The sequence below is a fragment of the Micromonospora echinaurantiaca genome (assembly GCF_900090235.1).
Taxonomy (GTDB): Bacteria; Actinomycetota; Actinomycetes; order Mycobacteriales; family Micromonosporaceae; genus Micromonospora; species Micromonospora echinaurantiaca.
This window is the reverse complement of sequence record NZ_LT607750.1, coordinates 1,992,252-2,018,027: the sequence shown is the minus strand read 5'-3', so window position 1 is coordinate 2,018,027 and position 25,776 is coordinate 1,992,252. Positions and strand designations below refer to the sequence as shown.

General features: G+C 74.9%; 24 protein-coding genes. 9 read left to right on the top strand and 15 right to left on the bottom strand.

The window, feature by feature from the left end; translation table 11 throughout:
- Positions 1-2: 2 nt before the first annotated feature.
- Positions 3-695, top strand: a complete 693-nt coding sequence (locus GA0070609_RS09170) for a GNAT family N-acetyltransferase (RefSeq protein ID WP_088993419.1) — start codon at positions 3-5, stop codon at positions 693-695.
- Here GA0070609_RS09170 and GA0070609_RS09165 read toward each other — a convergent pair.
- Positions 577-1,887, bottom strand: a complete 1,311-nt coding sequence (locus GA0070609_RS09165) for an acyl-CoA dehydrogenase family protein (RefSeq protein WP_088993418.1) — start codon at positions 1,885-1,887, stop codon at positions 577-579. The genes GA0070609_RS09170 and GA0070609_RS09165 overlap by 119 nt on opposite strands.
- Before the next feature lie 156 nt (positions 1,888-2,043).
- Here GA0070609_RS09165 and GA0070609_RS09160 point away from each other — a divergent pair, with 156 nt between their 5' ends.
- Genes GA0070609_RS09160 through GA0070609_RS09140 form a run of 5 tightly spaced genes read left to right on the top strand, consistent with a single transcriptional unit; the run spans position 2,044 to position 7,288 of the window.
- Positions 2,044-3,642, top strand: coding sequence for a (2,3-dihydroxybenzoyl)adenylate synthase (locus GA0070609_RS09160; protein WP_231928596.1), 1,599 nt, complete (start codon positions 2,044-2,046; stop codon positions 3,640-3,642).
- Entirely contained in the window at positions 3,639-4,118 is a 480-nt protein-coding gene (locus tag GA0070609_RS09155; protein WP_088993416.1) for a PaaI family thioesterase, read from the top strand. The genes GA0070609_RS09160 and GA0070609_RS09155 overlap by 4 nt, the downstream gene beginning before the upstream one ends.
- A 49-nt stretch (positions 4,119-4,167) precedes the next feature.
- Complete coding sequence (locus GA0070609_RS09150) at positions 4,168-5,592, top strand: MFS transporter (protein ID WP_088993415.1); 1,425 nt, start codon at positions 4,168-4,170, stop codon at positions 5,590-5,592.
- Complete coding sequence (locus GA0070609_RS09145) at positions 5,589-6,929, top strand: condensation domain-containing protein (protein WP_088993414.1); 1,341 nt, start codon at positions 5,589-5,591, stop codon at positions 6,927-6,929. Before GA0070609_RS09150 ends, GA0070609_RS09145 begins: the two co-directional genes overlap by 4 nt.
- Positions 6,926-7,288, top strand: a complete 363-nt coding sequence (locus tag GA0070609_RS09140; RefSeq protein ID WP_197700241.1) for an MmcQ/YjbR family DNA-binding protein — start codon at positions 6,926-6,928, stop codon at positions 7,286-7,288. The genes GA0070609_RS09145 and GA0070609_RS09140 overlap by 4 nt, the downstream gene beginning before the upstream one ends.
- On the opposite strand, the gene GA0070609_RS09135 is transcribed toward GA0070609_RS09140, so the two are convergent.
- The 4 genes from GA0070609_RS09135 to GA0070609_RS09120 form a co-directional block, all read right to left on the bottom strand.
- A complete protein-coding gene (locus tag GA0070609_RS09135) occupies positions 7,250-8,767 on the bottom strand; it encodes an amidase (protein ID WP_088993413.1) in 1,518 nt (505 codons plus the stop codon). The genes GA0070609_RS09140 and GA0070609_RS09135 overlap by 39 nt on opposite strands.
- Before the next feature lie 4 nt (positions 8,768-8,771).
- Positions 8,772-9,836 carry a methyltransferase gene (locus GA0070609_RS09130; RefSeq protein ID WP_088993412.1) on the bottom strand — a complete coding sequence of 355 codons (1,065 nt, stop codon included), beginning with the start codon at positions 9,834-9,836 and terminating at the stop codon, positions 8,772-8,774.
- 116 nt (positions 9,837-9,952) lie between these two features.
- On the bottom strand, positions 9,953-11,074 hold the full coding sequence (locus GA0070609_RS09125; RefSeq protein WP_088993411.1) for a class I SAM-dependent methyltransferase: 1,122 nt from the start codon (positions 11,072-11,074) through the stop codon (positions 9,953-9,955).
- Positions 11,071-11,538 carry a VOC family protein gene (locus GA0070609_RS09120; RefSeq protein ID WP_088993410.1) on the bottom strand — a complete coding sequence of 156 codons (468 nt, stop codon included), beginning with the start codon at positions 11,536-11,538 and terminating at the stop codon, positions 11,071-11,073. Before GA0070609_RS09120 ends, GA0070609_RS09125 begins: the two co-directional genes overlap by 4 nt.
- Before the next feature lie 68 nt (positions 11,539-11,606).
- On the opposite strand from GA0070609_RS09120, the gene GA0070609_RS09115 reads away from it, so the two are divergent.
- The 3 genes from GA0070609_RS09115 to GA0070609_RS09105 all read left to right on the top strand — a co-directional run bounded on the left by GA0070609_RS09115 (position 11,607) and on the right by GA0070609_RS09105 (position 15,013).
- The gene (locus tag GA0070609_RS09115) at positions 11,607-12,431 is read left to right on the top strand and encodes a thioesterase family protein (protein ID WP_157748094.1); all 825 of its coding nucleotides are present in this window, start codon (positions 11,607-11,609) and stop codon (positions 12,429-12,431) included.
- Positions 12,432-12,556: 125 nt separating this feature from the next.
- Positions 12,557-13,762, top strand: a complete 1,206-nt coding sequence (locus GA0070609_RS09110) for a cytochrome P450 (protein ID WP_157748093.1) — start codon at positions 12,557-12,559, stop codon at positions 13,760-13,762.
- A 3-nt stretch (positions 13,763-13,765) separates the two neighbouring features.
- On the top strand, positions 13,766-15,013 hold the full coding sequence (locus GA0070609_RS09105) for a cytochrome P450 (protein WP_088993407.1): 1,248 nt from the start codon (positions 13,766-13,768) through the stop codon (positions 15,011-15,013).
- Between the two features lie 7 nt (positions 15,014-15,020).
- On the opposite strand, the gene GA0070609_RS09100 is transcribed toward GA0070609_RS09105, so the two are convergent.
- The 10 genes from GA0070609_RS09100 to GA0070609_RS09055 form a co-directional block, all read right to left on the bottom strand.
- Positions 15,021-16,211, bottom strand: coding sequence for a cytochrome P450 (locus GA0070609_RS09100; protein WP_088993406.1), 1,191 nt, complete (start codon positions 16,209-16,211; stop codon positions 15,021-15,023).
- Positions 16,212-16,215: 4 nt separating this feature from the next.
- Complete coding sequence (locus GA0070609_RS09095; protein WP_088993405.1) at positions 16,216-16,620, bottom strand: hypothetical protein; 405 nt, start codon at positions 16,618-16,620, stop codon at positions 16,216-16,218.
- Positions 16,617-19,043, bottom strand: a complete 2,427-nt coding sequence (locus GA0070609_RS09090; protein WP_088993404.1) for an alpha-L-rhamnosidase-related protein — start codon at positions 19,041-19,043, stop codon at positions 16,617-16,619. Before GA0070609_RS09090 ends, GA0070609_RS09095 begins: the two co-directional genes overlap by 4 nt.
- A 31-nt stretch (positions 19,044-19,074) precedes the next feature.
- Entirely contained in the window at positions 19,075-19,314 is a 240-nt protein-coding gene (locus tag GA0070609_RS09085; protein ID WP_157748092.1) for an acyl carrier protein, read from the bottom strand.
- Positions 19,315-19,348: 34 nt separating this feature from the next.
- Positions 19,349-20,539 (bottom strand): acyl-CoA dehydrogenase family protein, encoded by a 1,191-nt coding sequence (locus GA0070609_RS09080; protein WP_172899315.1) that lies wholly within the window; start codon positions 20,537-20,539, stop codon positions 19,349-19,351.
- A 397-nt stretch (positions 20,540-20,936) separates the two neighbouring features.
- Positions 20,937-21,836, bottom strand: coding sequence for an LLM class flavin-dependent oxidoreductase (locus GA0070609_RS09075; RefSeq protein WP_157748090.1), 900 nt, complete (start codon positions 21,834-21,836; stop codon positions 20,937-20,939).
- A gap of 4 nt (positions 21,837-21,840) precedes the next feature.
- Entirely contained in the window at positions 21,841-22,971 is a 1,131-nt protein-coding gene (locus GA0070609_RS09070; RefSeq protein WP_088997598.1) for a steroid 3-ketoacyl-CoA thiolase, read from the bottom strand.
- Positions 22,972-22,976: 5 nt separating this feature from the next.
- On the bottom strand, positions 22,977-24,203 hold the full coding sequence (locus GA0070609_RS09065; RefSeq protein WP_088993400.1) for a cytochrome P450: 1,227 nt from the start codon (positions 24,201-24,203) through the stop codon (positions 22,977-22,979).
- Positions 24,200-24,883, bottom strand: a complete 684-nt coding sequence (locus GA0070609_RS09060; RefSeq protein WP_088993399.1) for a 2-hydroxychromene-2-carboxylate isomerase — start codon at positions 24,881-24,883, stop codon at positions 24,200-24,202. The genes GA0070609_RS09065 and GA0070609_RS09060 overlap by 4 nt, the downstream gene beginning before the upstream one ends.
- Positions 24,880-25,773 carry a hotdog family protein gene (locus tag GA0070609_RS09055; protein ID WP_088993398.1) on the bottom strand — a complete coding sequence of 298 codons (894 nt, stop codon included), beginning with the start codon at positions 25,771-25,773 and terminating at the stop codon, positions 24,880-24,882. The genes GA0070609_RS09060 and GA0070609_RS09055 overlap by 4 nt, the downstream gene beginning before the upstream one ends.
- Positions 25,774-25,776: the final 3 nt, after the last annotated feature.

The window sequence follows — 25,776 nt, the reverse complement described above, 5'->3', positions numbered from 1 at the left end:
ACATGGCTGACCACGGCGACCCGCCCCGGTTGGAGGTCCGTGGCCTGCGCCCCGACGAGCGCCGGCTGGCCGGCGGGCTGGTCGCCCGGGCGATGCGGGACAACCCCACCACGCTGGCGATGTGCGGCGCCGACCCGTTCGACCGGCTGGCGCACATGCAACCGATCTGGACCGCCTTCTTCCACCGGCCGCCGGGCCCGGCGGTCGGCGCCTTCCACCGCGGCTGCCTGGTCGGCGTCGCCGGGGCCACCCCGCCGGGCGCCTGCGTCGGCAGCACCTACGGCCCGCGCGCCGCCCAGGTGGCGGGCGGGCCGGAGCCGCCGCCCGGTGACCCGGGCCGCGCCGACTACGTGCAGGCGACGTACGCGGTCAACGACCTGCCGGAGCCGCACTGGCACCTCGGGCCGGTGGCGGTGGAGCCCGGGTTCCAGGGCCGGGGCGTCGGCGCGCGGTTGGTACGCGAGCTGACCGCCGTGCTGGACGCCGACGGGCACGACGGCTGGTGCGAGACCGACACCGAAGCCAACGTGCGGTTCTACCAGGCGCTCGGTTGGCAGGTGGTGCGCACCGTGCGGGTCATCGGGATTCCGCTGTGGTTCCTGCAGCGGCCGGGGCGGCGTCCGGCGCCGGCGCCGGCGGCACCAGCGTCCGCAGCTCGGCGAACGGATCCAGACCCAGCGACACCCGGCCGATGAACTCCCGGGCCTCGATCGGCGAGTAGGGCTGCATGAACCCGCCGGCCCGCACGTCCCGGTAGAGCCGGCCGAGCGGGTGCCCGGTGAGGTACGACCCGCCGCCGACCACCGTCATCGCCTGGTCGACCACCTCCGTGGCGGCCCGGTTGACGATGAGCTTGGTGCACTGGTAATCCATCACCGCCCGGTGCACCGCGTCCATCGTCAGCTCGTCCTCGGGCAGCGTCAGGAACTCGTCCATCGCCTCGCAGGTGCGGCCCAGGGTGGCCCGGGCGGTGGCCAGCGCCACCTCCATCTCGGCGAGCTGCACCTGCACCGCCGGGCGCTCGGCCAGCAGGTGGTCGTACGGCTTGCGCTTGCGGGTCCGGGCGGCCGTCACGGTCAGCTCGTGCGCCGCCTCGGCGATGCCCAGGTACGCCCCGACCAGCGGGAAGTTCACCGCGACCAGCCCCGGCCACATCGCCGTGGTCGGCTCACCCACCCGACCGCCCAACTGCACCATGTCGGCCGGCACGAAGCAGTCGGTGAGCACCACGTCGTTGCTGCCCGAGCCGCGCATCCCGACCGCGTCCCAGTTGTCCAGCACGGTCAGGCCAGGCGTGCCGCGCCGGATCACCGCGCTGCCCATCCGGTACCAGCCGGCGCCGTCGGGCACCCGGACGAAGACCGTGAACGCGTCGGCGACCGCCGAGTTGGTGGCGAAGGTCTTGTGGCCGCTGATCAGGTAACCGCCCTCGGCCGGCCGGGCCTCGGTGGTCGGGAAGGAGAACGCGCCACCCGGCTCGGTACCGGCGTGCGACATCACCAGCCGGCCCCGGCCCAGCAGCTTGACCAGGATGCGCAGCTGGGCGGTGAACGGCGCGTCGTCCGCGGACCGGCGCAGGGTGCGGCTGATGTCGAAGGTGAAGCCGAGGTGCATGTTCGCGGCGATGGCGGTGGCCGGGCAGCCGCGGGCCAGCCGGGACACCGCCACCGTCAGGTCGTGCAGCGAGTCGACGCCGAGCCCGCCGGCCTCGGCCGGCGCGGTGGCGGCGAGGAAACCGCTGGCCCGCATCGCGGCGAAGTTCTCCCGGACGAAGGTGTTCTCCGCGTCATAGCGTGCGGCCCGGGTGGCGAAGTCCGCCGCGTGCTCCTCGGCCAGTTCAACCATCCGGGCACCGGCCGGGGTCCTCGCCGACAGCGGTCGGGTCATGGCGTACCTCCAATGACTCGGGACGCGGGCGAGTCGGACCCTACGGACGCACCGGCGAGCGGCGCAACGAGCGCCGTTGCCGCCCGCGGCCGCGTCCGACCGCCGCGCAATGACCACCCTTGCCGGCCCCGACGGTCGCCGCCGATAGTGCGGGGCGTGGACGCACTGGACGGTTTCGTGCCCTGGCCCGCGGAGTTCGCCCGGCGCTACCGGGCCGAGGGCTACTGGCGGGGCGAGACACTCGGCGCCATCGGGCGGACCGTGCCCGACCCGGACCGCACCGCGTTGGTGCACGGCGACCGGCGGTGGAGCTACGCGGAGCTGGACCGGCGGGCCGACCGCACCGCCGCCGGCCTGGCGGCGCTCGGCATCCGCCGCGGCGACCGGGTGCTGGTGCAGCTGCCCAACGTCGCCGAGCTGGTGCAACTCTCCCTTGCTCTGTTCCGGCTCGGCGCGCTGCCGGTGTACGCGCTGGCGCCGCACCGGATGGCCGAGCTCGGCCACCTGGCCGAGCTGACCGGCGCCCGCGCCTACGTGGCACCGGACCGGTTCGCCGGCTTCGACTACCGACCGCTGGCCGCCGAACTGCGCGCCGCCAACCCGGCCCTGGCGCACGTGCTGATCGTCGGCGAGCCCGGCGAGTTCCAGGCACTGTCCGAGGTGGACGCCGAGCCGCTGGCGCTGCCCGGGCCGGCGCCCGACGACATCGCCTTCTTCCTGCTCTCCGGGGGCACCACCGGACTGCCCAAGCTGATCCCCCGCACCCACGACGACTACGCCTTCCAGCTGCGGGCCTGCGCCGAGGCGCTGGGCGTGGACGAGCGCTCGGTCTACCTGGCGGCGCTGCCGGCGGCGCACAACGCGGCGCTCGGCTGCCCCGGGGTGCTCGGCACCCTGGCCGTCGGCGGCACCGTGGTGCTCAGCCCGACGCCGAGCCCGGACGACGCGTTCGGGCTGATCACCGCCGAGGGCGTCACCTTCACCACGCTGATGCCGCCGCTGCTGCCGGTCTGGGTGGACCTGGCCCCGCTGCTCGAGGTGGACCTGCGGCCGGTGCTGCTGCAGGTCGGCGGCGCCAACCTGCAACCCGAGGTGGCGTACCGGGTGATGGCGGCGGGTTGCCGGCTCACCCACTGGTTCGGGATGGCCGAGGGGGTGCTCAGCTACACCCGGCTCACCGACCCGCCGGACGTGGTGGCGCACACCCAGGGCCGGCCGCTGGCCGCCGCGGACGAGTACCGGGTGGTCGACGCCGACGGCGTGGCCCTGCCGCCCGGGGAGGTCGGCGAGCTGCTCGTCCGGGGCCCGTGCACGCTGCGCGGCTACTACCGGGCGCCGGCGTACAACGCCGAGGCGTTCACGCCCGACGGCTTCCTGCGCACCGGCGACCTGGTCCGGATCACCGGAGACGGGAACCTCGCCGTCCGCGGCCGGATCAAGGACGTGATCAACCGCGGCGGCGAGAAGATCGGCGCCACCGAACTGGAGGACCACGTCGGCGCCCACCCGGCGGTGCGCGCGTGCGCGGCGGTGGCCGTGCCGGACGCCACCCTCGGCGAGAAGATCTGCGTCTACCTGGTGCCGCGCGGCGAACCGGTCGGGCTGGACGAGCTGCGCGCCTTCCTCACCGGGCGCGGGCTGGCCGGCTACAAGCTGCCGGACCGGCTGGAGGTGGTGGACGAACTGCCGCGCACCAGCGTCGGGAAGGTCGACAAACGGCTGCTGCGCGAGCTCGGGGCCGGGGCCCGGGGATGACGCTGCGACGGCTGCGGGAGGCGCCGGGATCCCGGTGTTTCGTCTGCGCGCCCGGCAACCCGCGCGGCCTGGCGGTCCCGCTCTGGTACGACGACGCCGACGGCCACGTCGAGGCCACCGTGCGCTTCGACGAGCTGCACTGCGGCGCCCCGACGTACGTCCACTCCGGACTGGCGATGGCCGTGCTGGCCGAGGCGATGGCCTGGGCGGTGGTCACCACCACCGGCCGGATCGCGATCACGCTGGCCAGCTCCACCGACTTCCACCGGCCGCTGCGGGTCGACGTGCCGTACCTGGCCCGGGCCGAGATCGGCCAGGTCGCCGGGACGGACGTGCGCGCGACGGCGGTGTTCCGGGCCGACGCCGAGGTGCTCGCCACCGCCACCGGCACCTTCCGGGTGATCTCGGAGAAGACCGCGGCGCGGCTGCGCGCGCGGGTCAGCCGTCCGGAGGGGACGTCGAGTAACCTACCGTGAGCCATCCGACACGGATGGCGATTGTCCGCACTGTCCTCGGAGGAGCCCGGTGACGACTGACGAATCGACCAGCACGGTTTCCGCCCCGCCCACCCCGCCGCTGCGGGCCCGTGGCGCCTGGCTCGTGCTCCTCATCGCCTGTGGCGCCTCCTTCACGGAACTGCTCGACGCCTCGATCGTCAACGTCGCGCTGTTCACCATCCGCAACGACCTCGGCCTCAGCGACCTCGGCCTGCAGTGGGTGGTCAACGCCTACCTGCTCGCGTTCGGCGGCCTGCTGCTGCTCGGCGGCCGAGCCGCCGACATGTTCGGCATCCGCCGGATGCTGGTCGTCGGGCTGGTGGTGTTCATCGTGGCGTCGCTGCTCGGCGGGCTGGCGATGAACGGCGCCTGGCTGGTGGCGGCCCGCGCCGGGCAGGGCGTCGGCGCGGCCATCATCGCGCCCACCACGCTGGCCATCCTCACCACCTACTTCACCGACCCGAAGCAGCGGGCCGGCGCGATCGGCGCCTGGATCACCGCGGGGGTGGTCGGCGCGGCGCTCGGCTCGCTGATCGGCGGGCTGCTCACCGACCTGCTCGACTGGCGCTGGGTGCTCTGGATCAACGTGCCGGTCGGACTGCTCCTGCTCGCCGGCACGCTGGTCGGCCTGCGGGAGACCCGCCGGCCGGCGCAGCGACCCGGGTTCGACCTGGCCGGCGCGGCGGCGGTCACCGCCGGTCTGCTGCTCGTCGTGCTCGGCGCCGCGTCCACCAGCAGCTACGGCTGGGGCTCGCCGCGTACCCTGGTGCCGCTGCTGGCCGGCGTCGCGCTGCTGGTCGCCTTCGTCGCGATCGAGCGGCGGGTACGCACCCCGATCGTGCCGTTGGACATCTTCCGGCTGCGCACCGTGTCCTCCGGCAACGCGGTGGCGTTCCTGGCCAACGCCGCCAGCCTGCCGATGTACTACCTGCTCGGGCTCTTCCTCCAGGACGTCTACGGGTTCAGCCCGTTGCAGGCCGGGCTCGCCTTTCTGCCGCTGTCGTTCAGCATCGTGATGGGCTCGTTCGCCGGCAGCATGCTGCTGCCCAAGGTTGGCCCCCGGCCGCCGATGCTGGCCGGCGCCGCGATCGCCGCGGCCGGGCAGGTCTGGTTGTCGCTCGCCCCCGACGGCGGCAGCTACCCGGTCCACGTCCTGGTGCCGACGATCCTGATGGGCATCGGCATCGGCGCCATCTTCGTGCCGGCCACCAGCACGGCGACCGCCGGCGTCGCCGAGGAGCGCTCGGGCCTGGCCTCCGGCCTGGTCAACACCGCCAACCAGTTCGGCGGCGCGCTGGGCGTGGCGGTGCTGGCCACCTTCGCCGCCTCGTTCGCCACCGCCGCGGCGGGCTACACCAACGCCATGCTGCTCGCCGCCGGGGTCGTGCTGCTCGCCGGGGTGGCGGCGTTCTCCGCGCCCCGGGCCCTCCCCGAGGGCGCGGGCACGCCATGACGGTGACCGACGAGGCGCCCGCGTCGATCGGGCAGCGGCTGGTCTGGTTCCTCGAGCACTACCGCTCCGAATCCTCGTCGGTGAGCTGCCCGGCCCTGTTCCGGATCCGGGGCGACCTGGACACCGGACGGGTCCGGGCGGCGGCGGAGCTGCTCACCGCCCGGCACGGGTCGCTGCGCACCACCCTCGTGCGGCGGGGCCGGGAGCTGGTGCAGCGGGTGCACGACCGGCTGCCCGCCCCGGTACGCACCGTGGCGCTGCCGGCCGGCGCGGAGGCCGAGCTGACCCGGCAACTGCGCGCCGAGCTGACCGCGCCGATCCCGGTCGACACCACGCCGGTCCGGTTCACGCTGTGGCGCCTCGGCGACCGCGACGCCGTCTGGTGCGTGAACATGCACCACCTGATCTCCGACGCGTGGTCCTGCGGAGTGGTGGTGGACGACGTGGTGCGGCTGCTCGGCGCGGCGCCCGGGACGGACCCCGCGCTGCGTCCGGTCGACTGGCAGTACCTCGACTTCTGCCGCTGGGAGCGGGCCGCGGCCGACGGCGGTGAGCTGCGCCGCCAGCAGGAGTGGTGGCAGGCGCGGCTGGCTGGGATTCGGCTGCCGGTGCTGCCCGGCCGCGCCGACGTCGTCGACCTGGCCCGGCCGGAGCCGGCGCTGGCCGTCGCCGAACTGCCCGGCCCCGTCGGCGACGGGTTGCGCGAGCTGGCCCGGGCCGAGCGCACCACGCTCTTCTCGGTCTTCCTGGCCCTGTACTACCTGCTGCTGCACTCGCGGACCGGGCAGGGCGACCTCACCGTCGCTTCGTTCTTCGCCAACCGCACCCGCCGGGAGTTGCAGCACACCGTCGGCTTCCTGGCCACCATGCTGGCCCTGCGCACCACCGTCGCGCCCGCCGGGTCGTTCCGCGACCTGCTCGCCGAGACCCGCCGCACGGTGCTGGACGCGGTGGTCCACCAGGCGGTGCCGGCGCAGATGCTCTCACTGCCCTCGCTGGTGCACTCGCCCGGCCGGCTCAACGACGTGGTGTTCCAGATGCTGCCCGACCGCAGCCCCGAGGCGTGGGAGGCGGCCACCCTCCCCTCCGGGCTGGAGGTCGGCACCTTCCGGCCGCCCCAGGCGCTGAGCCGGTTCGGGCTGAACCTCACCGTCATCCCGCGCGGCGACCGGATCGAGGCCCGGCTCTCGTACGCCCGTAACCAGTTCGCGCCGGAGTGGGTCGAGCGCTTCCTGGCCGACTTCGCGGCCACCGCCCGGGCGGTGCTGGCCGACCCGGGGCGGTCGCTGCCGGCGCTGCTGGGCCAGCTCCGCCCCGCGGAACGGGCCGCGTCGTGACCGGCGACCGGCTGCGCGAACGGGTGCGCGGGATCGCCACCGCCCTGCCCGAGGTGACAGCCGACGGCGAGGGCCCGCACGTCGGCTACCGGGTGCGGAAGAAGACCTTCCTGTGGTTCCTCGACGACCACCACGGCGACGGCCGGGTGGTGCTGCACGTCAAGGCGGCGCCGGGCGCGCAGCAGGCACTGGTCGGCGCCGACCCGGTCCGGTTCCACGTGCCGAGCTACCTGGGCGCGCGGGGCTGGGTGGGGGTCGACCTGGAGGCGCCCGGGCTGGACTGGGCCGAGGTCAGCGAGCTGGTCCGCGAGGCGTACCGGCTAACCGCGCCGAAGCGCCTCGCGGCCGAGGTCGAGTGACGTCCCGGCCCGCTCCGGGTGCGGCCCCCGCGCCGGTGGCGGAGCGGCGGAACCGGCGGGCAACGGCGGGGCGACGAAGCCACCGGTGAGCCGTTCCACCAGGCGGGCGAAGCCGATGGTGGAACGGTCGTCCCAACGCGCCCCGATGATCTGCGCCCCGACCGGCAGGCCGGCGGCGGTGTGCCCGACCGGCACCACGGTGGCCGGCAGCCGGGCCAGGCTGGCCAGGTTGGTCCAGACCATGTGCACGAAGTACGGCACCGACCGACCGTCGATCTCCAGCATCCGCTCCGGGGCGGGGCGGTCCAGGTCGTGCGGGAACGCCGGCAACGGGGTCACCGGGGTGAGCACCACGTCGACCCGGTCGAACACCGCCGGCCAGGCCGCCTCGATCCGGGCCCGCCGCTCCTGGGTGGCGGCCCAGTCCCGGTAGGACTGGGTGAGCGCCTGGGCCAGCGGGTCGTCCGCGCCGACGGCGAGCAACTGCCCGTACTCGTCCGGGGTGAAGTGCGCCGACAGCACGCCGATGAGCAGCCGTACGTACACCTCGTGCATCTCGTAGAACGGCCGCGGCGGGCGCAGCCGCTCGACCAGCACGGCGCCGGCGTCGGCGAGCCGGTCGGCCAGCCGGCGCAGGATGCCCAGCAGCTCCCGGTCGGTGCGGGCCAGCGGGCTGTCCAGCCAGAGCCCCACCCGGCACCCGCGCAGCTCGGGCAGTCGGTTGGCCGGCAGCCGGCCGCCGGGCACGCCGGCCAGGTCGGCGCCGACCAGCGCGTCCAGGGCGAGCTCCAGGTCGTCGGCGCCGCGGCCGAGCGGGCCGGCGGTGCCCAGCTCGGGGGTGGCCAGCGCGCCGGGTGGCGGCGGCAGGTGCCCCCGGCCGGGCACCGCGCCCCAGCTCGGCAGGTGACCGAAGACCCCGCAGTAGTGCGCCGGCGCCCGGATCGAGCCGGCGATGTCGCTGCCCAGCTCGATCGGGCTCATCCCGGCGGCCACCGCCACCGCCGAGCCGCCGGACGAGCCGCCGGCGGTGCGGTCCGGCCGCCACGGGTTCACGGTCAGGCCGTACCGCTCGTTCCAGGTCTGGAAGTCGCCGGCGTAGCGCGGCACGTTGGTCTTGCCGTAGACGATCGCGCCGGCGGCCCGCAGCCGGGCCACCGCGTCGGCGTCCCGCGCTGGCACGTGCTCGCCCAGCTCCGCCGCGCCCGCCGTGGTGCGCAGGCCGGCGGTCTCGAAGACGTCCTTGACCGTCATCGGCAGCCCGTGCAGCGGGCCGAGCGGCCGGCCCCGGGCGCGGGCGTCGTCCGCGGCCCGGGCCTCGGCGCGGGCCCGGTCCAGGTCCGTCGCGACCACCGCGTTCAACCCGTCGTTGTACGCCGCCACCCGCGCCAGGCACGCCTCCAGCAGCTCGGCGCTGCCGACCTCCCCGGCGGCGAGCGCCGCGACCAGCCGGGCGCCGGTGGCGGTCGCCAGAGCGACCATCGGCTCAGGCGGCGGAGCAGACGAAGAGCATCACCGAGAAGGTGGTGATGTTGCTGGCCGGGTAGGTGGTGTCGAGCTTCAGCCCGGCCTTGGCGAACAGCTCGCGGTACTGCTCCACGCTGAGCTCCTGCCCGCCGACGCTGGTGAGCATCCGCAGGTCGAGGGCGGTCATCACGGCCCGGTTGGACTTCGTCACCGGCGTCTGGAGCAGCATCACCTTGCCGGTGTCGCCGGCGGCCTCGGCGCAGCGGCGAAGGATCCGCACCGCGTTCTCCTCGGACTCCTGGTCGACGACCTCGGAGAGCAGGTACGCGTCGGCGCCCGGCGGCAGCGGGTCGAAGTAGCTGCCCGGGGTCACCGAGGCGCGGTCGGCCACCCCGGCCGCCTCGAAGTTGCGCCGGGCCCGCTCGATCATCTGCGGGAAGTCGACCAGCGTCGCCTGGAGGTGCTCGTACTTCTTCAGCAGCCGGATCAGCGGGGCGCCGCTGCCGCCGCCGACATCCACGATCCGCTTCACCGTCGACCAGTCGTAGCCGCGCAGCAGGGACCGGGAGGAGAAGTTGACGATGGTGTCCAGCGCGGTCTCGAAGCTGTCCCCCATCGCCGGCGAGGAGACCAGGTCCTCCCAGTACGGCTTGCCGTGCTGCGCCGGGTAGACCGGCTCCCCGGTGCGGACCGACTCCAGCAGGCCGGACAGGGACAGATCGGCCTTGCCGCTGAAGGAGTCCAGGTCGAGCAGCACCCGCATGCTCATCGGGTGGTCGCTGCGCAGCTGCTGACCCACCGGCCCGACGTCGTAGCCGCCGTCGGCCCGCTCGGTGAACACGTCGTAGCTCGCCAGGTGCACGAGCAGGCGGCGCAGCGCCTTCGGATTCGCGCCGCAACGCTGCGCCAGCGTCGGCACGTCGGTCGCACCGTCGGTGATGTGGTCGGCCAGGCGCAACGTCGCGGCGACCCGCACCGCGTACGGGGTGACGAGGTTCGCCACGTTCTCCAGCCCGAACTGCGAGTTCTGCTGGCTGCGGATGCTCCCGATCGAACTGCTCTGGGCTGGCTGCCGGGTACTCACGACCGTCTCTGACACCGCGGACCTCACTCATCCATTGGCCGACGACACTTCTCCCTGAGCACCATGCTGGGATCGACGCGGGGGCACAACTGCGAGCAGCGCGCAGTTGACCGTCCTCAGTGGAGGTCGAGTCGGTAGAGCCGGTGGAACCGGTGTGCGACGTCGAGCACAGTGGCGCGGGCGAAGCCGGCCGCGGTGGCGTGCCGGCGGACCGTCTCGGGGCGCAGCACCGCGCCGGTGCCCACCGAACCCTCGTCCACCAGGCTCTGCGGCAGGCAGTGCAGCAGGCTGACGGTGTAGATGAAGCGTTCCGTCTCGTCGGCGGGCGCGGTGAACCGCTCGGCCGCCCGGGGTTCCATCAGCAGCACGGCGCCGGTCGGTTTCAGCATGGCCCGGCAGGCGGCGAGCACCTCCACCGGGCGCGCCATGTCGTGCAGCGCGTCGAGGACGCAGACCAGGTCGAACCCTGCGGCCCCGGCGGGATCGGCGTGCTCGGCGGGGTCGACGGCGGAGGCGGCGAGGTCGACGGCGGTGAACCGGACCCGATCGGCGGCGGCCGCCGGTACCGCGGCCCGGGCGGCCGCCAGCGCGTCGGCGTCCCGGTCGAAGCCGTGCACCCGGGCCAGCGGGTAGGTGCGGGCCAGCACCAGCGTGGAGGTGCCGGTGCCGCAGCCCACGTCAGCGATCGCCGCGCCGGGGCGGCGCAGCGCCTGGTGGACGTCGGGCAGGGCACCCCGCAGCCAGCCGGGCAGCAGGTCGGTGAAGACCGACCGGTTCATCCCGGCCTGCGCCGCCCGCAGCGCCTCGCCGTACGCGTCCGGAGGCACCCCGGTGCCGGCCCGCATCGCCTCGGCCAGCCGGGGCAGCGCGGGGGCGATGCCGCCGACCGGCAGCACGCTGAGCGGGGCGACCGCCCACGGCCCGCCGGTGTCGGTGAGCGCCATCCGGTGCCCCTCCGGCAGGGTGTACCGGCGCCGGTCGGCGGGGACCGTGACGTCGTCGACCGTCACGATCCCCGCCGCCGCCTGCTGCTCCAGCCACTCGGTGGCGTACCGGGGAGCGATGCCGGCCCGGTCGGCGAACTCGGCGGCGGTGGCCGGCCCCTTCGCCAGCGCCTCGTAGAGGCCCAGCCGGACGCCCAGGTAGACGGTCATCAGCTCGGCGGCCGCGAGGCTCGCCTGGAACAGCCGCCCGCCGAGGGCCTGCGCCTGGGCGCGCGCCCCGCCCCCCGGGGTCATGTCGCCACGGCCTCCCGGGTGACCTGGCCGCCGCGGATCTCCCGCCACCCCGGCTGCAGCTCGACGGTGTCGGTCAACCGCTGCCAGAACACCCAGGAGTGCCCGCCCGGGTCCTTGAGGCCGTAGGCGCGCACCCCGTACGGCTTGTCCTCCGGGTCCTGCGGGTCGGCGCCGGCCGCCCGGGTGTTGGCCCAGTGGGCGTCCACGTCGTCGACGTAGAGGATGTTCTCCTGGCCCAGCGGCCCGGCCACCCCCCGCTCGGCCCAGAACCCGGGGCACCCGCACACCTGGAAGACGGTGTCACCCGCCCGGATCTCGGCCTCTTGGACCACGCCGTCGGGGTCGACCCAGCGCACCTGCTCCTCGAAGCCGAAGGTGCGCGCGAGCCAGTCCAACGCCGCGGCCGCGTCCTCGTAGTACAGGTAGGGGCTGACACCCACGTACCGCACCGGCTGTCGGTCCATGCCGTCCTCGATTCCGCTCGATGGAACAGTCACATTAGCGTGAGCAACCGGACACGGAGGTGAACATCGTGGGCGATCTCGCGTCCGACACCGAGGTGCAGTCCGTCGCGCCGGGCCGGTTCGCCGCGACGCTCTCCGCCGACTGGCAGCTCGTAGGGCCCAACGGCGGGTACCTGGCGGCGGTTGCGCTGCGAGCCGGCCAGCGGCTGGCCGATCGGTACCGGCCGGCGAGCATGTCCTGCCAGTTCCTGGCCCCCGCCCGGTTCGGCCGGGTGGAGCTGACCGGCACCGTGCTGCGGGTCACCGAACGGGCGACCGCGCTGCGGGTGGCCATGTTCCAAGGCGGCGACCAGCTGCTGGAGGCGCAGGTGTGGGCCACCCCGGAGCATCCGGAGGGGCCCGCCGTGGCCTGGCACGAGATGCCGGCGGCGCCCGGCCCGGACCGGCTGCCCGACCTGAAGGACCGACTGGCCGCCGCCGGCGCGTGGGTGCCGCGCTGGCACGACAGCGTCACCCTGCGGGTGGTGCCCGGCCCGACGCCCGAGCTCACCTGGGCCCGGTTCCGGCCGGTGCCCGCGTTCGACGAACCGTGGCTGGACGCCTGCCGGGCGCTGATCCTGGTGGACAGTCTCCAGTGGCCCGCGATCCGGATGCTGATGCCGGACCGGGACCGCACCCTGGCGCTCACCACGCACCTGGCGGTGACCTTCCACCGCGACGCCGGGGACGCGGAGTGGCTGCTGGTCGACGCTCGGGGCGCCGCCGCGGCGCACGGCTTCGTCGGCGGTACGGCCGCCGTCTGGTCGGACGACGGCCAGCTGATCGCCGCCGGTCAGCAGCAGATGCTGCTGCACCAGCTCAGCCGACCGGCGGCGTTCTCCCGGGGCAGCTGACCGCCGCCGCGGGCCGGGTCGGCCGGCGCCCGGCGGGGTCCAAGTGGCGAGGTTGCACAGTCGAACGCGTCCCGGCCTTCGGTCTACCTTGCAACCCGGATGCCCCGAGTGCGGAGGTGGAGGACGTGGACATCGCGAGCGCGCTGAAGGTGCTGAACAGTCCGGAGGGCCGCGCCGAGCCGTACGCGGCGTACGCGGCGATGCACGCCCACGGACCGGTGATCCCCTTCGGCCGACGGGTCCACATCATCGTCGGGTACGACCACGTCGACGCGATGATGCGCGACTCCCGGCTGCTGCTCGACGGCACCGTGTCGCTGGACCGGTACGTCCGCAACTGGCGCGAGCACCCGTCGATGCGGATGATGGCGAACTCGCTGCACTCGGTGAACCCGCCGGACCACACCCGGGTCCGCCGGGTCTTCGGGGCCGCGTTCACCGCCCGCCGGGTGGCCGCCATGCAGGAGAAGATCGAGCAGCGGGTGGACCGGCTCATCGACACCCTGCTGGAGAGCCGGGGCGGGTCGGTCGAGTTCATGGAGACCTTCGCCTACCCGCTGCCGCTGGGCATCTTCTGCGACCTGATGGGGGTGCCCGACGCCGACGGCGAGTGGCTGCGCCCGCACTGGGACGAGCTGGTGAAGGTGCAGAACATGCAGTTCGGCGAGGCGCTGTTCAGCGCCGACCACGCCACCGCCGAGCTGTCCCGCTACTTCGACCGGCTGGTGGCCGAGCGGCGCGCCGAGCCGCGCGACGACTTCCTCACCGCCCTGCTGGAGGCGAACGACACCGCCGTCGAAGGGCTCGACCACGACGAGCTGATCGCCAACCTGGTGCTGCTGCTGATGGCCGGCTGGGAGACGGTGGCGAACATGCTCGGCAGCGGGCTGGTCCTCCTGCTGGAGCGCCCCGAGCAGGCCCGGCGGCTGCGCGAGGACCCGTCCCTGGCGCCCGGCTTCGTCGACGAGATCCTGCGGATGGAGTCGCCGATCCAGTGGACGCTGCGCTGGGCGGCCGAGGACATCACCGTCGCCGGGGTGAACGTGAAGGCCAACCAGCACGTGCAGATGATGCTCGGCGCGGCGAACCGGGACCCGAACCGCTTCCCCGACCCGGACCGGTTCGACCCGGACCGGCCGAACAACCACCCGCTGACCTTCGGCGCCGGCGCGCACATCTGCCTGGGCCAGGCGCTGGGCCGGTTGCAGGGCCGGATCGCCTTCCCCCAGCTGCTGCGCCGGCTGCCCGACCTGGCCGTGGCGGAGGAACCCACCCGGCTCGACCGGCCCGCCCAGCGGGGCTACTCGAAGCTTCCCGTCAGCGTCGGCTGACCGATGGCCGCCCGGCACCACCACGGCCCGGCCGTCACCGCCGCCGAGGACTTCCTGTCGGTGGTCGGCACCCCCGAGTACGTCGCCGACCCGTACCCGTTCCTGCGGCGGCTGCGCGAGACCGCGCCGGCGCTGCACGCCGGCTCGGACATCTGGGTGGTCCCCCGGTACACCGACGTGGTGCGCGGCCTCAAGGACCCCGCGCTCAGCTGCGACTTCGCCCGGCTGGAGCACTACGACCGCTACTTTCGGGCGCGCGGCGTGGACAACCGGTTCCCGCTGCCGCTCAACGCGCTGGATCCGCCGGACCACCGGCGGATCCGCTCGGCCATCACCCCGGAGTTCCACCCGGCCGCCGTGGACGCGCTCCGCCCGGTGATCACCGAGACGGTGGAGGAGGTCCTCGACGAGCTGGAGGCGCGGGGACGGACCGACATCGACCTGGTGGACGACGTGGCGTACCCGATCCCGGTCGCCATCATCGGCCGGCTGTTCGGCATCCCGCGCGAGGACCAGCCACTGCTGCGCCGCTGGTCGCACGAGTTCGGCGTGGCCTCCGACCCGGACGCGGTGCTCACCGACGCCCAGCGCGAGCAGGCCGCGGAGGCGACCCGGGAGGCCGGCGCCTACTTCGCCCGGCTGGTGCGCCGCCGCGACACCGTGCCCGGTGGCAACCTGCTCGGCCGCTGGCTGGCGGCCAGCCGCGACGACCGCACCATGTCCCTGGCCGAGCTGCTGGTCAACGGGGTCTTCCTGCTGATCGTCGGGCACCACAACACGGTCAGCCTGATCGCCAACGGGATGCTCGCCCTGCTGGAGCACCCGGACCAGCTCGACCTGCTGCGCCGCTCACCGGAGCTGATGCCCAACGCGGTCGAGGAACTGCTGCGCTACGACAGCCCGGTGCAGACCTCCACCCGGGTCACCACCGGGGTCTACCACGTCGACGGGGTGGACATCCCGGCCCACCGCCAGGTGATGCTGCTGCTCGGCTCGGCCAACCGCGACGAGCGGGTCTTCGCCGACCCGGACCGGCTCGACCTGCGCCGCCCGGAGGCGCCGCGCAACCTGGGGCTGGGCCGGGGCATGCACTCCTGCCTCGGCGGCACCCTGGCCCGGATCGAGGTCGGCGCCGCGCTGGCCGCGCTGGTCCGCCGGTATCCCGGGATGAGCGTCGCCGGGCCAGCGCGCCGCCGGGTGCCCTGCTTCACGCTGCGCGGCCTGACCAGCCTCCCGGTCCACCTCGGCTGAACCCCGCTCAGCTCACCCGCAGCGGCAGGCGGTGCAGGCCGCGGTTCCACAGCGACGCGGCGCGCACCGGCTCCCCGTCCAGCTCCACCGTGGCGTAGCGGGCCAGCAGCCGGCGCAGCACCAGCTCGCCGGCGAGCCGGGCGAGGTGCAGGCCCAGGCACAGGTGCATGCCGTGACCGAAGGCCAGGTGCGGGTTCGGCTGCCGGTCGGGCACCACCTCGTCGGCCCGGTCGAACGCCCGGGGATCGCGGTTGGCGGCGGCCAGCGACACCTCCACGAAGCGGCGCGCCGGCAACCGGCCGGACGGCAGGTCGATCGGCGCCTCGGTCCAGCGGATGGTGGTCTGCACCGGGCTGTCGTAGCGCAGCAGCTCGTCGACCACGGTCGGCACCAGCTCCGGCGTACGGCGCAGCCGGTCGAGCAGCTCAGGACGGGACAGCAGCGCCAGCACCCCGTTGCCGATGCTGTTGGTGGTGGTCTCGTTGCCGGCGAAGAGCAGCAGGGTGGCATTGGCGGAGAGTTCCTCGGCGGTGATCCGGCCGGCCCGCCAGGCCGCCGCCATCCCGGCCAGCAGGCCGTCCGCCGCCGGCCGACGCACCATCCGGGCGAAGTAGTCGGCGAAGAAGGCGTTGGCCTCGTCGCTGCGGGCCAGCGCCTCCGGCGGCGGGAAGACCGCGGACGCGTCGATCAGCGCGGCGATCCCCCGCTTCAGCTCGGCGGCGTCGGTGTGCGGCAGGCCGAGCACGTCGGAGACGAGCAGGATGGGCAGGTCGGCAGCGACCGCCTCGATCAGGTCGAAGCGGTCCCCGGCCCGGTCGAGCAGGCCGTCGACCAGCGCGCCGATCCGCTCGCGCTGCCCGGCCACCGGCCGGGGAGTGAACGGGGTGAGCATCAGCCGGCGGATCCGCCCGTGCCGCTCCCCCTCCAGGTTGAGCACGCTGGCCAGGAACGAGGTCAGGGTGGGGCCGGTGCCGGCCACCCGGCGCACCAGCCGGGGCGGCACCGACCGGCCGCACCGGCGGTCGCGCAGCAGCGCCGTCACGTCCGCGTACCGGGTGACCAGGTAGGTGCCGCCGGCGGTCAGGTGCAGCGGATCCGCGTCGCGTAGCCGGGTCCAGGTCGGATAGGGGTCGTGCAGGAACGCCGGGTCGGACCGGTCGAAGGTCACCCGCTCCGCCACCCGCTCGCCACCGGGCATCTGCTCACCCCTCCCCGCCGGCCACCGCCGGTTGCTCCTGCCGGGCCCGCGGCCGGCGCCCGTTCCCACCGTCGTACGTCGTCGACGCGGCCTGAGCCGGTGGCGCCGGCCGCGGCTCCGGCCGCCGGACCCCGCGGATCCGCCGGCGGTCGTCGGCCTCCACCACGGCGAACCGGACAGTGGTGGCCGCCGCCCGGGCGCACCGGTAGACCTCGCTGAGCCGTTCGCTGCGCTGCTCGGCGTCGGCGCAGCGGTCCGCCCGCAGCTCGGCCAGGCCGAGCGCGGCCTCCACCGTGGTCAGCAGCGCGGCGTTGATCGCGATGTCACCGTCCAGCCGGTCGCAGACCAGCGCGTACGCCTGCCGGAGCAGGTCACGCACCGCACCGGGGTCCGGTTCGGGACCGGTCATCGCGCCCCCACCAGGGCGGCGCTGAAGCTGCCGGCGGGGCGCGACTCGCGCCGGCCGGCCAGGTCGAGCACGAAGGGCACCGGCGAGGTGACCTCCACCCGGTCGGTGACCGCCACCTCGATCAGCCCGTGCGGCGTGGGCACCGCCCCGCGCGCCCAGGCCAGGTCGCCCAGCCGGGGCGCGATCCGGGCCCGCGCGAAACCGGGCAGGTCGGGGCTGACCCCCAGGGTGTACAGCGGCAGGTCCCGGCTGGGGGTGGCCGACCAGCCGTGGCAGTGCGAACCGCCCAGCCAGGTCTCGGGCCAGGTGCCGTCGCCCAGGTCGAACAGCCGCGTCCAGTCCCGGCACAGCGCCGCCACCCGCTCGGCGGCGCCGAGTTCGGCCACCGCGTCGTGCACCACGTACCGGAAGAACGGCTGTGCCTCGACCACCTCGCGCGCCACGTCCCAGTCCGGCGGGGGCGGCCCCATCGCGGCCCGCAGCGGCATGGTGCGGAACGACCAGGCCCGGCACACCCGGTCGGCGCGCCGCAGCAGGAAACGCAGCGCGGCCGGGCGCAGCGCCGCCGGCACCAGGCCGCCCACCACGGCCGCCGCGGTGGCGTGGTCGGAGACCTGCGGGGCGGTGACCCCGTCGCGCAACCAGTCGCGGTACGCGCCCCGTCGCTGGTCCCAGAAGACCGGGTACGCGGCCGCCAGCTCGGCGTGCCGGGCCGCCGCCCACCGGGCCCGGCCCTGGTCGCCCAGCCAGGACGACATCTCGGCGACGTCGCGCAGCGCCCGCCCCCACAACCCGTTGAGCGCCGCGCTGGCGCCGGAGCCCTGGACGCTGGCCCAGTCCAGCAGGACCCAGCCGGTCACGTCGTGCAGCAGCCCGCCGCGGGCGAAGTCGGCGAACCAGCGCAGCACCCGTTCCGCTACCGGCAGCAGCTCCGCCACCAGGTCCCGGTCGCCGGTCCAGCGGTAGAGGTTGTGCACGGACCGGATCCAGTGCAGCGACCAGTCCGGGATGTAGGTGTCGCCCCGGTGCTCGTAGTCGCAGGCCACCGCCATCGGCAGCAGGCCGTCCGGGCGGGGGCTGGCGCACAGCCGGGGGTGCCAGCGGGCGAGCCCCCAGTCCGGGTTGGTGAGCAGGTCGACCGACTGGTGCACCACCGAGTCGCCGACCCAGGCCCGCTGCTCCCGGGTCGGGCAGTCCAGGTAGGCGTCCTGGGCGCTCAGGTCGACGGTCCGCAGCCCGGTGCGGTGGATCCGGTCGAGCAGCTCGTCGGAGCAGGTGAAGTAGGCGCCCGGCGGGCGGGGGCGGAGCCGTTCGCGCACCACCGGCGGGTCGAGGCGTACCCGGCCGACGCCGGTGAGCACCAGCATCGCGTACCGGCCGCCGGCCGGGTCGGCGGACTCGAACCGGTCGGCGTGGCCGCGGGCGACGTAGCGCACCCCGTGCGGGTGGTGGTGCGCCGGGATCCGCCCGTCGGCGTCCAGCTCCTCGCACATCCGGGCGTCCACCCGGGTGCCGGCCGGGGCGTGCAGGCGCAGGTCCAGGGTGCCGGCCACCACCTGCCCCCAGTCGACGGTCAGCACGGCGACCACGTCGGCGGTCAGCTCCAGCTCGACCGGAAACGTCAGCTCGCCGCGTACCGGGCCGGCCTGTGCGTCGGCGGCGGCCACGTAGCGGGCCGGGCCGGGGTCACCGGCCGGCGGCGGGGCCAGCCGGAGCCGGGCCCGGGGCGCCGGTCGCGGCACGGCGGGCGCGGCCGGGCCGGGACCGGGCGGCAGCGGCCCGTACGGGTCGGTCGGCGGGGTGGTCCGCGCGGTGCCGCCGATGTGCAGCGCGGTGATCACCCGGGCCGGGCGCCACCCGGTCTCGTCGGCGTCGACGGCCAGCCAGTCCGGGTCGAGTCGCCGGCCGTCGAGCACCTCGGGCACCGAGCCGCCGACGCCCTCCGGCCGGTGCGGGGTCCAGGCGTCGGCGATCCGGTAGCGCCAGGCGCGGTCGGTGGCCAGTGGCCCGTCGGGCAGCGCCAGTTCGGCCAGCAGCGCGCCGGCGCCGTGGCTGAACGTCGGGCCGGCTGGCATCCACCGGGCGTTCGGCTCGCCGTAGAAGCGGACCAGGCAGCAGAGCACGTTGCGGCCGCCGACCAGGGCGGGGCCGGCGTCGACGGTGTCGTACGGCAGCCGCGCCGGGTGCGACCGGGCCGGTCCCCGGGCCAGCTCCCGCCCGTTGACCCAGAGCACGTACCGGGAGTCCGCGGTGATCCGCAGCGGGGCGGTCACCGGCGGCTCCGGCAGGTCGAACACCCGCCGGAAGAGCACCCGGCGGTCGTGCGCGCCGGCCGCGATCCGGGTGTCGGTGGAGAACTCGCCGAGCTTGTCGATGCCGCTGTCGTGGCACCAGATCCACTGGGCGGCCCAGGCGCGGCTCATCGGGTCACCGGCGGGCGGCGGCGGTGGCGCATCAGGCGCCGTGGCCGTGCGCCCGGACGATGTCGGCGCACTCGTTGATGGTCGGGCTCTCGAACAGCAGGAAGAGGTCGATCACCTCCCCGTACCGGTCGTTGATCCGGTTGCAGATGTCCATCAGCTGGATCGAGTCCAGCCCGAGGTCGAAGAAGCTCAGCTCCGGCGAGACCGGGCTGCCGGCGATCTCGTCGACGATGGACTGCACCACCGCGGCCGGGTCCTCGACCTCGCTCACCTTGGCATCCGACTGGCTCATCGGCCACCGCCCTTCACATCATCCAGGGGTCCGGCACGGGCACCCCGAGCAGCGCCCGCCCGACCCGCGTCTCGTGGTACTCGGAGAAGTAGCCGTGGTGGCTGCCGGCGTTGATGTCCCGCCAGCACCGTTGCAGCGGCGAGCTGCCGTAGAGGGCGCCCCCGCCGGCGAGCCGGAAGACGGTGTCGACCACCTCGACGCCGGCCCGAATCGCCCGGCCGGTGGCCAGCCGCACCGCCACCCGGTCGTCCATGCTCATCTCGTCGCCGCGCAGCGTGCGCTCCCAGGCGGCGCCCATCACGTCGGTGACGAAGGCCTTCGCCGAGCGCAGGTCCGCCTCGCACCGGGCGACGGCGAGCTGCACCGACTGTTCCTGGGCCAGCGGCTTGCTGCCGCGGGACTTCTTCGGCGCGAGCGCGACGAACTCGTCCAGCGCCCGGCGGGCGATGCCCAGCGGGAACCCGGCGAACTGCACCCCCATCAGGGCGAAGAACGACCACCGGTACAGCGGACCGTCGTGCCGGGGCGGCTCGAAGATCGGGTTGGCGGTGAACTCCGGCGTGACCCGCACCCGCTCCATCACGGTGTCGTTGCTGCCGGTGCCCTTGAGCCCGGCGACGTCCCAGGTGTCGAGGATCCCGCACTGCTCGCGGGGGGCGAACACCAGCCGCCAGTCCGGCCGGCCGGGCGGTACGACGGCCGGCTTGTCGCCGTCGAGCACCATCACCCCGTTGCAGAACCAGGACGCGTTGCGGCAGCCGGTGTTGAACGGCCAGCGGCCGGTCACCAGCAGGCTGCCGTCGTCCTGCGGGACCGCGCTGCCCCGGGGGGTGAAGACGGTGGCCACCGCCCGCGGTTCGCCGGCCAGCACGGTGCGGGCCGCGTCCTCGGCGAGCCAGGCGACGTAGCAGGTGGCGTTCAGGGTGAGGATGGTGAAGCCCGCCGACCCGTCGGCGGCGGAGATCGTGCTGATCACCTCGACCACGGTGAGCGGGTCCAGTTCCAGCCCGCCGAGCGCGCGCGGCAGCATCAGGTCGATCAGGCCGGCGTCCTGCGCCTTGGTGAACAGATCCGCCGGCAGCTGGCCCAGCCGTTCGCCCTCGGCGGCCCGCTCGGCGAACTCCGGGGCCAGCAGCTCGGTGGCCTTGACGACGTCCGCGCCGCTGCGGGCGGTGTCCCGCGCCGCTTCACCGGTCACGCTCATCGGACCTCCAATGTGTACGCAGATGGCACGCGACTCGTCGCCCACCGTCACGGCGCAGCCAGTCTCCCAACGGCCCGCGGAGACCGACAAGGAGCGCGGATTGCACACCGGGGCCGCCCGGCGCTGGCGGCCCACCGGCCCGCCGAACCGCCCGCTGCGAGCGGCATTCCCGGTCGCGACACCGCCCAGCGCGAGCCGCATTTCGGGTCGCGACACCGCCGGGCGCGCAGGTCCGCCCGGCCGCGACGCGCTCTTCCCGGACGCGGTGCACGCCACCATGGCCGACGCCGAGGTGCTGGGGCTCAACGCACGGTGGCCGGGGCGGGCCGGCCACGGGGCGTGGCGGCGACCGGCGCGGGCGGGCTACCGGGGTGTGGCGGCGACCGGCGCGGGCGGGCTACCGGGGCGTGGCGGTGACCGGAGCGAGTGCCTCGACCAGCTCGGCGAGCAACTCGAACGCGGCCGGGTCGAGCGGGTCGGCCAGCGCCACGATGGCCAGCTCGAAGCCCTCGCCGGCCAGGGTGGCGAACCGTTCCAGCGCGGCCGGGACGGTCTGCGAGTCGCCGGCGCCGGTGCGGGTCAGGTGCAGCGGGCCGAACGAGGTCCTACGCAGGGTGGCGAAGTCCCGTCCGATCTCCTCGCAGCGGCGGCGCAGCAGGTCGAGTTTGAGCCGCAGCATCGGCAGGCCGCCGGCCTCGAACAGGTTGCAGGCGTCGGCGTACCGGGCGACCAGCGGGAAGACCCGGCGCTCGTGGGCGCCGCCGACCAGGATCGGGGGGCGGCGCAGCGGCGGGGGCGAGAAGACCGGTTCCGCCAGTCGCAGGTGTTCACCGGCGTACGGGCTGCGGTCGCCGGCGAAGGCCCGGTGCGCGACCTGGAGCAGCTCCTCCAGCTGGGCGAACCGTTCCGGCCAGCTGTACGTGGGGATGCCCAGGGCGAGCTGCTCCCGTTCGTTCCAGGCCGGCCCGACGCCGAGCCAGGCCCGCCCGCCGGAGAGCACGTCCAGGGTGGTGACGATCTTCAGCAGCGGCCCCGGGTGGCGGTGGTGCCCGCCGGTGGTCAGGGTGCCCAGCTCGACCCGCCGGGTGACGGCGGCGAGGTGGGCCAGCACCGTCCACGACTCCAGGATCGGGTCGGTGACCTCGCCGAAGAGCGGGATCTGTAGGAAGTGGTCGTTGATCCAGATGCTGGCCACCCCGGCCTGCTCCGCCTCGACGGCGATCCGGCGCAGGGTGGGGCCCTGCGCGGCCGGGCCACCGGGCCAGTCGAACCGGTCGAGCAGCAGTCCGATCCGCACCGGCTCACCCCGCGATCCGTTGCAGCACCGAGGCGGTGCCCTGGCTGCCGCCGCAGCACATGGTGACCAGCGCCAGCTCCCCGTCGATGCGTTCCAGCTCATGCAGGGCGGTGGTGAGCAGCCGGGCGCCGGTGGCGCCCATCGGGTGCCCGAGCGCGATCGCTCCCCCGTTGACGTTCACCCGGTCCAGGTCGGCGCCGTGGTGCCGGGCCCAGGAGAGCACCACCGCGGCGAACGCCTCGTTGACCTCCACCACGTCCAGGTCGGTGAGCTTCAGCCGGGCCCGGTCGAGGATCCGCCGGGTGGCCACGGTCGGCCCGTCCAGCAGGAAGTACGGGTCGGCGCCGGTCACCACCTGGTGCAGCAGCCGGGCGCGGGGCCGCAGCCCCAACTCGTCGGCGCGGCGGCGGGACATCCACAGCACCGCGGCGGCGCCGTCGGAGACCTGCGAGGTGCTGCCGGCGGTGTGCAGCCCGCCGCGCATCACCGGGCGCAGCCCGGCCAGCGTCTCGACGGTGGTGGGGCGCAGCCCCTCGTCGCGGGCCAGGCCGCCCAGCGGCAGCACCTCGGCGGCGTACCGCCCGTGCGCCCAGGCCCGGGCGGCCCGCTGCTGGGACAGCGCGCCGTAGCCGTCGAGGTCGGCGCGGGTCAGCCCCTCGCGCCGGGCGATCCGCTCGGCCCCGCCGAACTGCACGCCCGGGGGGTCGTCCCACGGGTAGTCGGGCAGCTTGTGCTCGTCCACGCCGCCGGGCGCGTTGGCGCCGGCCGGCACCCGGCTCATCGACTCGACGCCGCAGGCGATGCCCACCTCGATCGCCCCGGTCGCGATCAGCGCGGCGACCAGGTGGTTGGCCTGCTGCGCGGAGCCGCAGCTGACGTCGACGGTGGTGCAGCCGACGCCCGGGTCCAGCCCGGTGGCGAGCCAGGCGTTGCGGGTCACCCCGAGCCCCTGCTCACCGACCTGGCTGACGCAGCCGCCGATCACCTGCTCCACCGCCGCCGGGTCGACGCCGGTGCGCTCGATCAGCCCGAGCAGCACGTGCCGCAGCAGCGCCACCGGCTTGACGGTGGACAGCGCGCCGTCGCGCCGCCCGATCGGGGTGCGGACGGCGTCCACGATCACCGCGTCGGTCAGCCCGGTCACCGCGGCACCACCCGGACCGGCTGGTGGGTGAAGCCGCGCAGCACCAGGCTGCCGGTACGCCGGCCGGGGCCGGCCGCCTCGATCGCCCGGGTCGCGGCGAGCAGTTCGGTGAAGACCGCTGTCAGCTCCAGTCGGGCCAGCCGGGCGCCGAGGCAGTAGTGCACCCCGCCGCCGAAGCTCAGGTGGTCGTTGGGGTGGCGGTCGAGGCGGAAGGTGTCCGGGTCGGTGAAGACCGTCTCGTCGCGGTTGGCCGAGCCGAAGAGGACCAGCACCCGGGCACCGGCCGGGATGCGCTGCCCGCGCAGCGTCACCTCGCGGGTGGTGCCGCGCCACAGCGCCTGCACCGAGGTGTCGTACCGGATGCCCTCCTCGACCGCAGCCGGCACCAGCTCGGGGTGCCGACGCAGCCGGTCGGCGAGCTCGGGCTGGCCGATCAGCGTGTGCAGCAGGTTGGTGGCCAGGCTGGTGGTCGTCTCGATCCCGGCGACCAGCAGGAACGCGCAGAAGGCCAGCACCTCCTGGTCGGTGATGCCGGCCCGACGCCCGGCGGCGATGGCGTCGAAGAGGTCGGGCGGGTCGTGCGGCGTGCCGTGCCGCAGCCGCCGCCCGAAGAACCGGAACATGTCCATGCCGCGACCGATGCCGTCGGCGCCGGACCCGGCCTGGCTCAGGTCGGCGGTGATGACCGCCGACCACTGCCGGAACTCGTGCTGCATCTCCGCCGGGACGCCGAGCATCTCGGCCAGCACCAGCGCCGGCACCGGCTCGGCCACCTCGGCGAAGAAGTCGACCGGCCCGTCGTACGCCAGCAGCCGGCGGACCCGGTCGCGGGCGATCCGGGTGACCCGCGGCGCCAGGGCGGCGACCGCGGACGGGCTGAAGGCGCGCGCCACCGCCCGCCGGAACACCTGGTGCTCGGGCGGGTCGGTGGCGATCAGCACCCGCACGTCGGGCGCGCCGATCCGGTAGCGCACCCCGGCGTCCGGGATCACCTTGCGCCCACCGAAGTCGGGGCTCATGCCCACCTTCGAGGAGAACGTGGCCGGGTCGCGCAGCACCACCGCCACGTCGGCGTGCCGGCTCACCGCCCAGACGTCCGCCGCCGGCAGGTGCAGCACCGGGGCCTTTCGGCGCAGCCGGGCGTAGCTGGGGTACGGGTCGTCGGCGACGGCCGGGTCCGCCGGGTCGAACAGCGCCGCTGCGCGGACCGCGGTGCCGCTCATCCGCAGCCGCCCGCGGTGTCGGTGTCGACGAGCACCCGCTCCGGCGCGCCGGTGGGCACCGGCACGGTGGCCGGGCCGAGCAGTTCGGTGAGGAAGTCGTCGAGCCGGTCCAGCCCCCAGAACCGGTGCGGCCCGACCCGGAAGTACGGGATCCCGAAGATGTCGTCGTGGTACGCGGTGACCAGGCAGTCCACCCCGGCCGCGCGGATCTCGGCGGACTCGGCGGCGGCCACGATCCGGTCGCCGTCCAGCCCCGCCCGTTCGGCCGCGGCGCGCAGCACCGGCGGCTCGCAGACGTTCTCGCCGCGCTCCCACCGGGCGGCGGTGACCGCGTCGTAGAACTGCTCGCCGCGGCCGAGCCGCCGGGCCAGCAGGTAGCCCAGGTGCGGCAGTTCCCACCACGGGTCGACGTCGACCGGCCAGACCATCCGCAGGCCGAGCTTGGCCGCCTGCCGCCGGGTGTCGTGCAGGATGTAGAGGTGCTTGGCCTTGCTCATGGGGGTGTAGTGGAACTCCGCCCCGGCGGCCGCCAGGTCGGCGCTGGTGCGCTCGTCCGGGTCCCAGTACGGGATGAAGTCCAGCCGCTGGTGGGCGTCGGGCAGCCGGCGGCGCAGCCGGTGGATCGCCATCCAGCTGAACGGGCTGCGGAAGGAGAAGTGCACCCGGGGTCCGCGCTTCACGACGCGCCCCCGGTGAGGGCCTTGACCGTCTCCGCGTCGAGCTCGGCCAGGGTGCCGGCGGCCGACCCGGCGCTCACCGCGTAGCCGTGCAGGATGCGGGCGGTCGCTACGTGCCGCGGCCGGTCCCGCCCGGGCCCGGTGGCGAAGGCGTCCATCCGGCCGTCGAAGGCGCGGTCCTTGACGATCTCGGTGACGGTGAAGGTGGTCTCGATCTCGTCGTCCATGTGCGCGTCGGCGAGCAGCCGCACCCGGGCCCGGGACACCACCGGGATCCAGCTGCGTTCGGCGAGCAGCCGGGGCACCGACAGGCCCCGGTCGGCGAGGAACCGGTCGACCACCTCCTCCAGCGCGGCGACGTGGCTGCCGTGCTGGACCCGGTCGGAGTAGTGGCAGTGGAAGTAGCGGGCCCGCCACCCGAAGCGGTACGCCTCCGCGGCCGGCGGCGGCGGGTCGGCCGGGGCCACCGCGGCCACGCCGGGCACCACCAGCGGGGCCAGCGCCGGCGGCGGGTCCCCGGCGGGGGCGCCGCGCTCGGTGACCAGCGCCACCGTCACGGTGCCCCGCAGCACGGTGACCGGCTGCCCGTCGCGACGCAGGTGCAGCCGCACCCCGAACCGTCCGGGCCCGCGCGGCTCGACCCGCGCCTCCACCTCGTCGTCGACCTCCAGGACGGCGGGCAGCTGCACCGAGCTGTCCACGACCTCCAGTCCGAGGCCGTACCGGTGGTAGAGGGTCTGCGGGCCGAGGTCCCGCTCGCGGAACCAGGCCAGAGTGGCCTCCTCGGCCAGGTACATGAAGGTCTTGAAGCCGATCCAGGTGCGGATGTTGGCGCCCGCGTACCGGGGACGGAGCCGGCGGACGGTGCCGCGCTCCGGTTCGGGACTGGACATGGA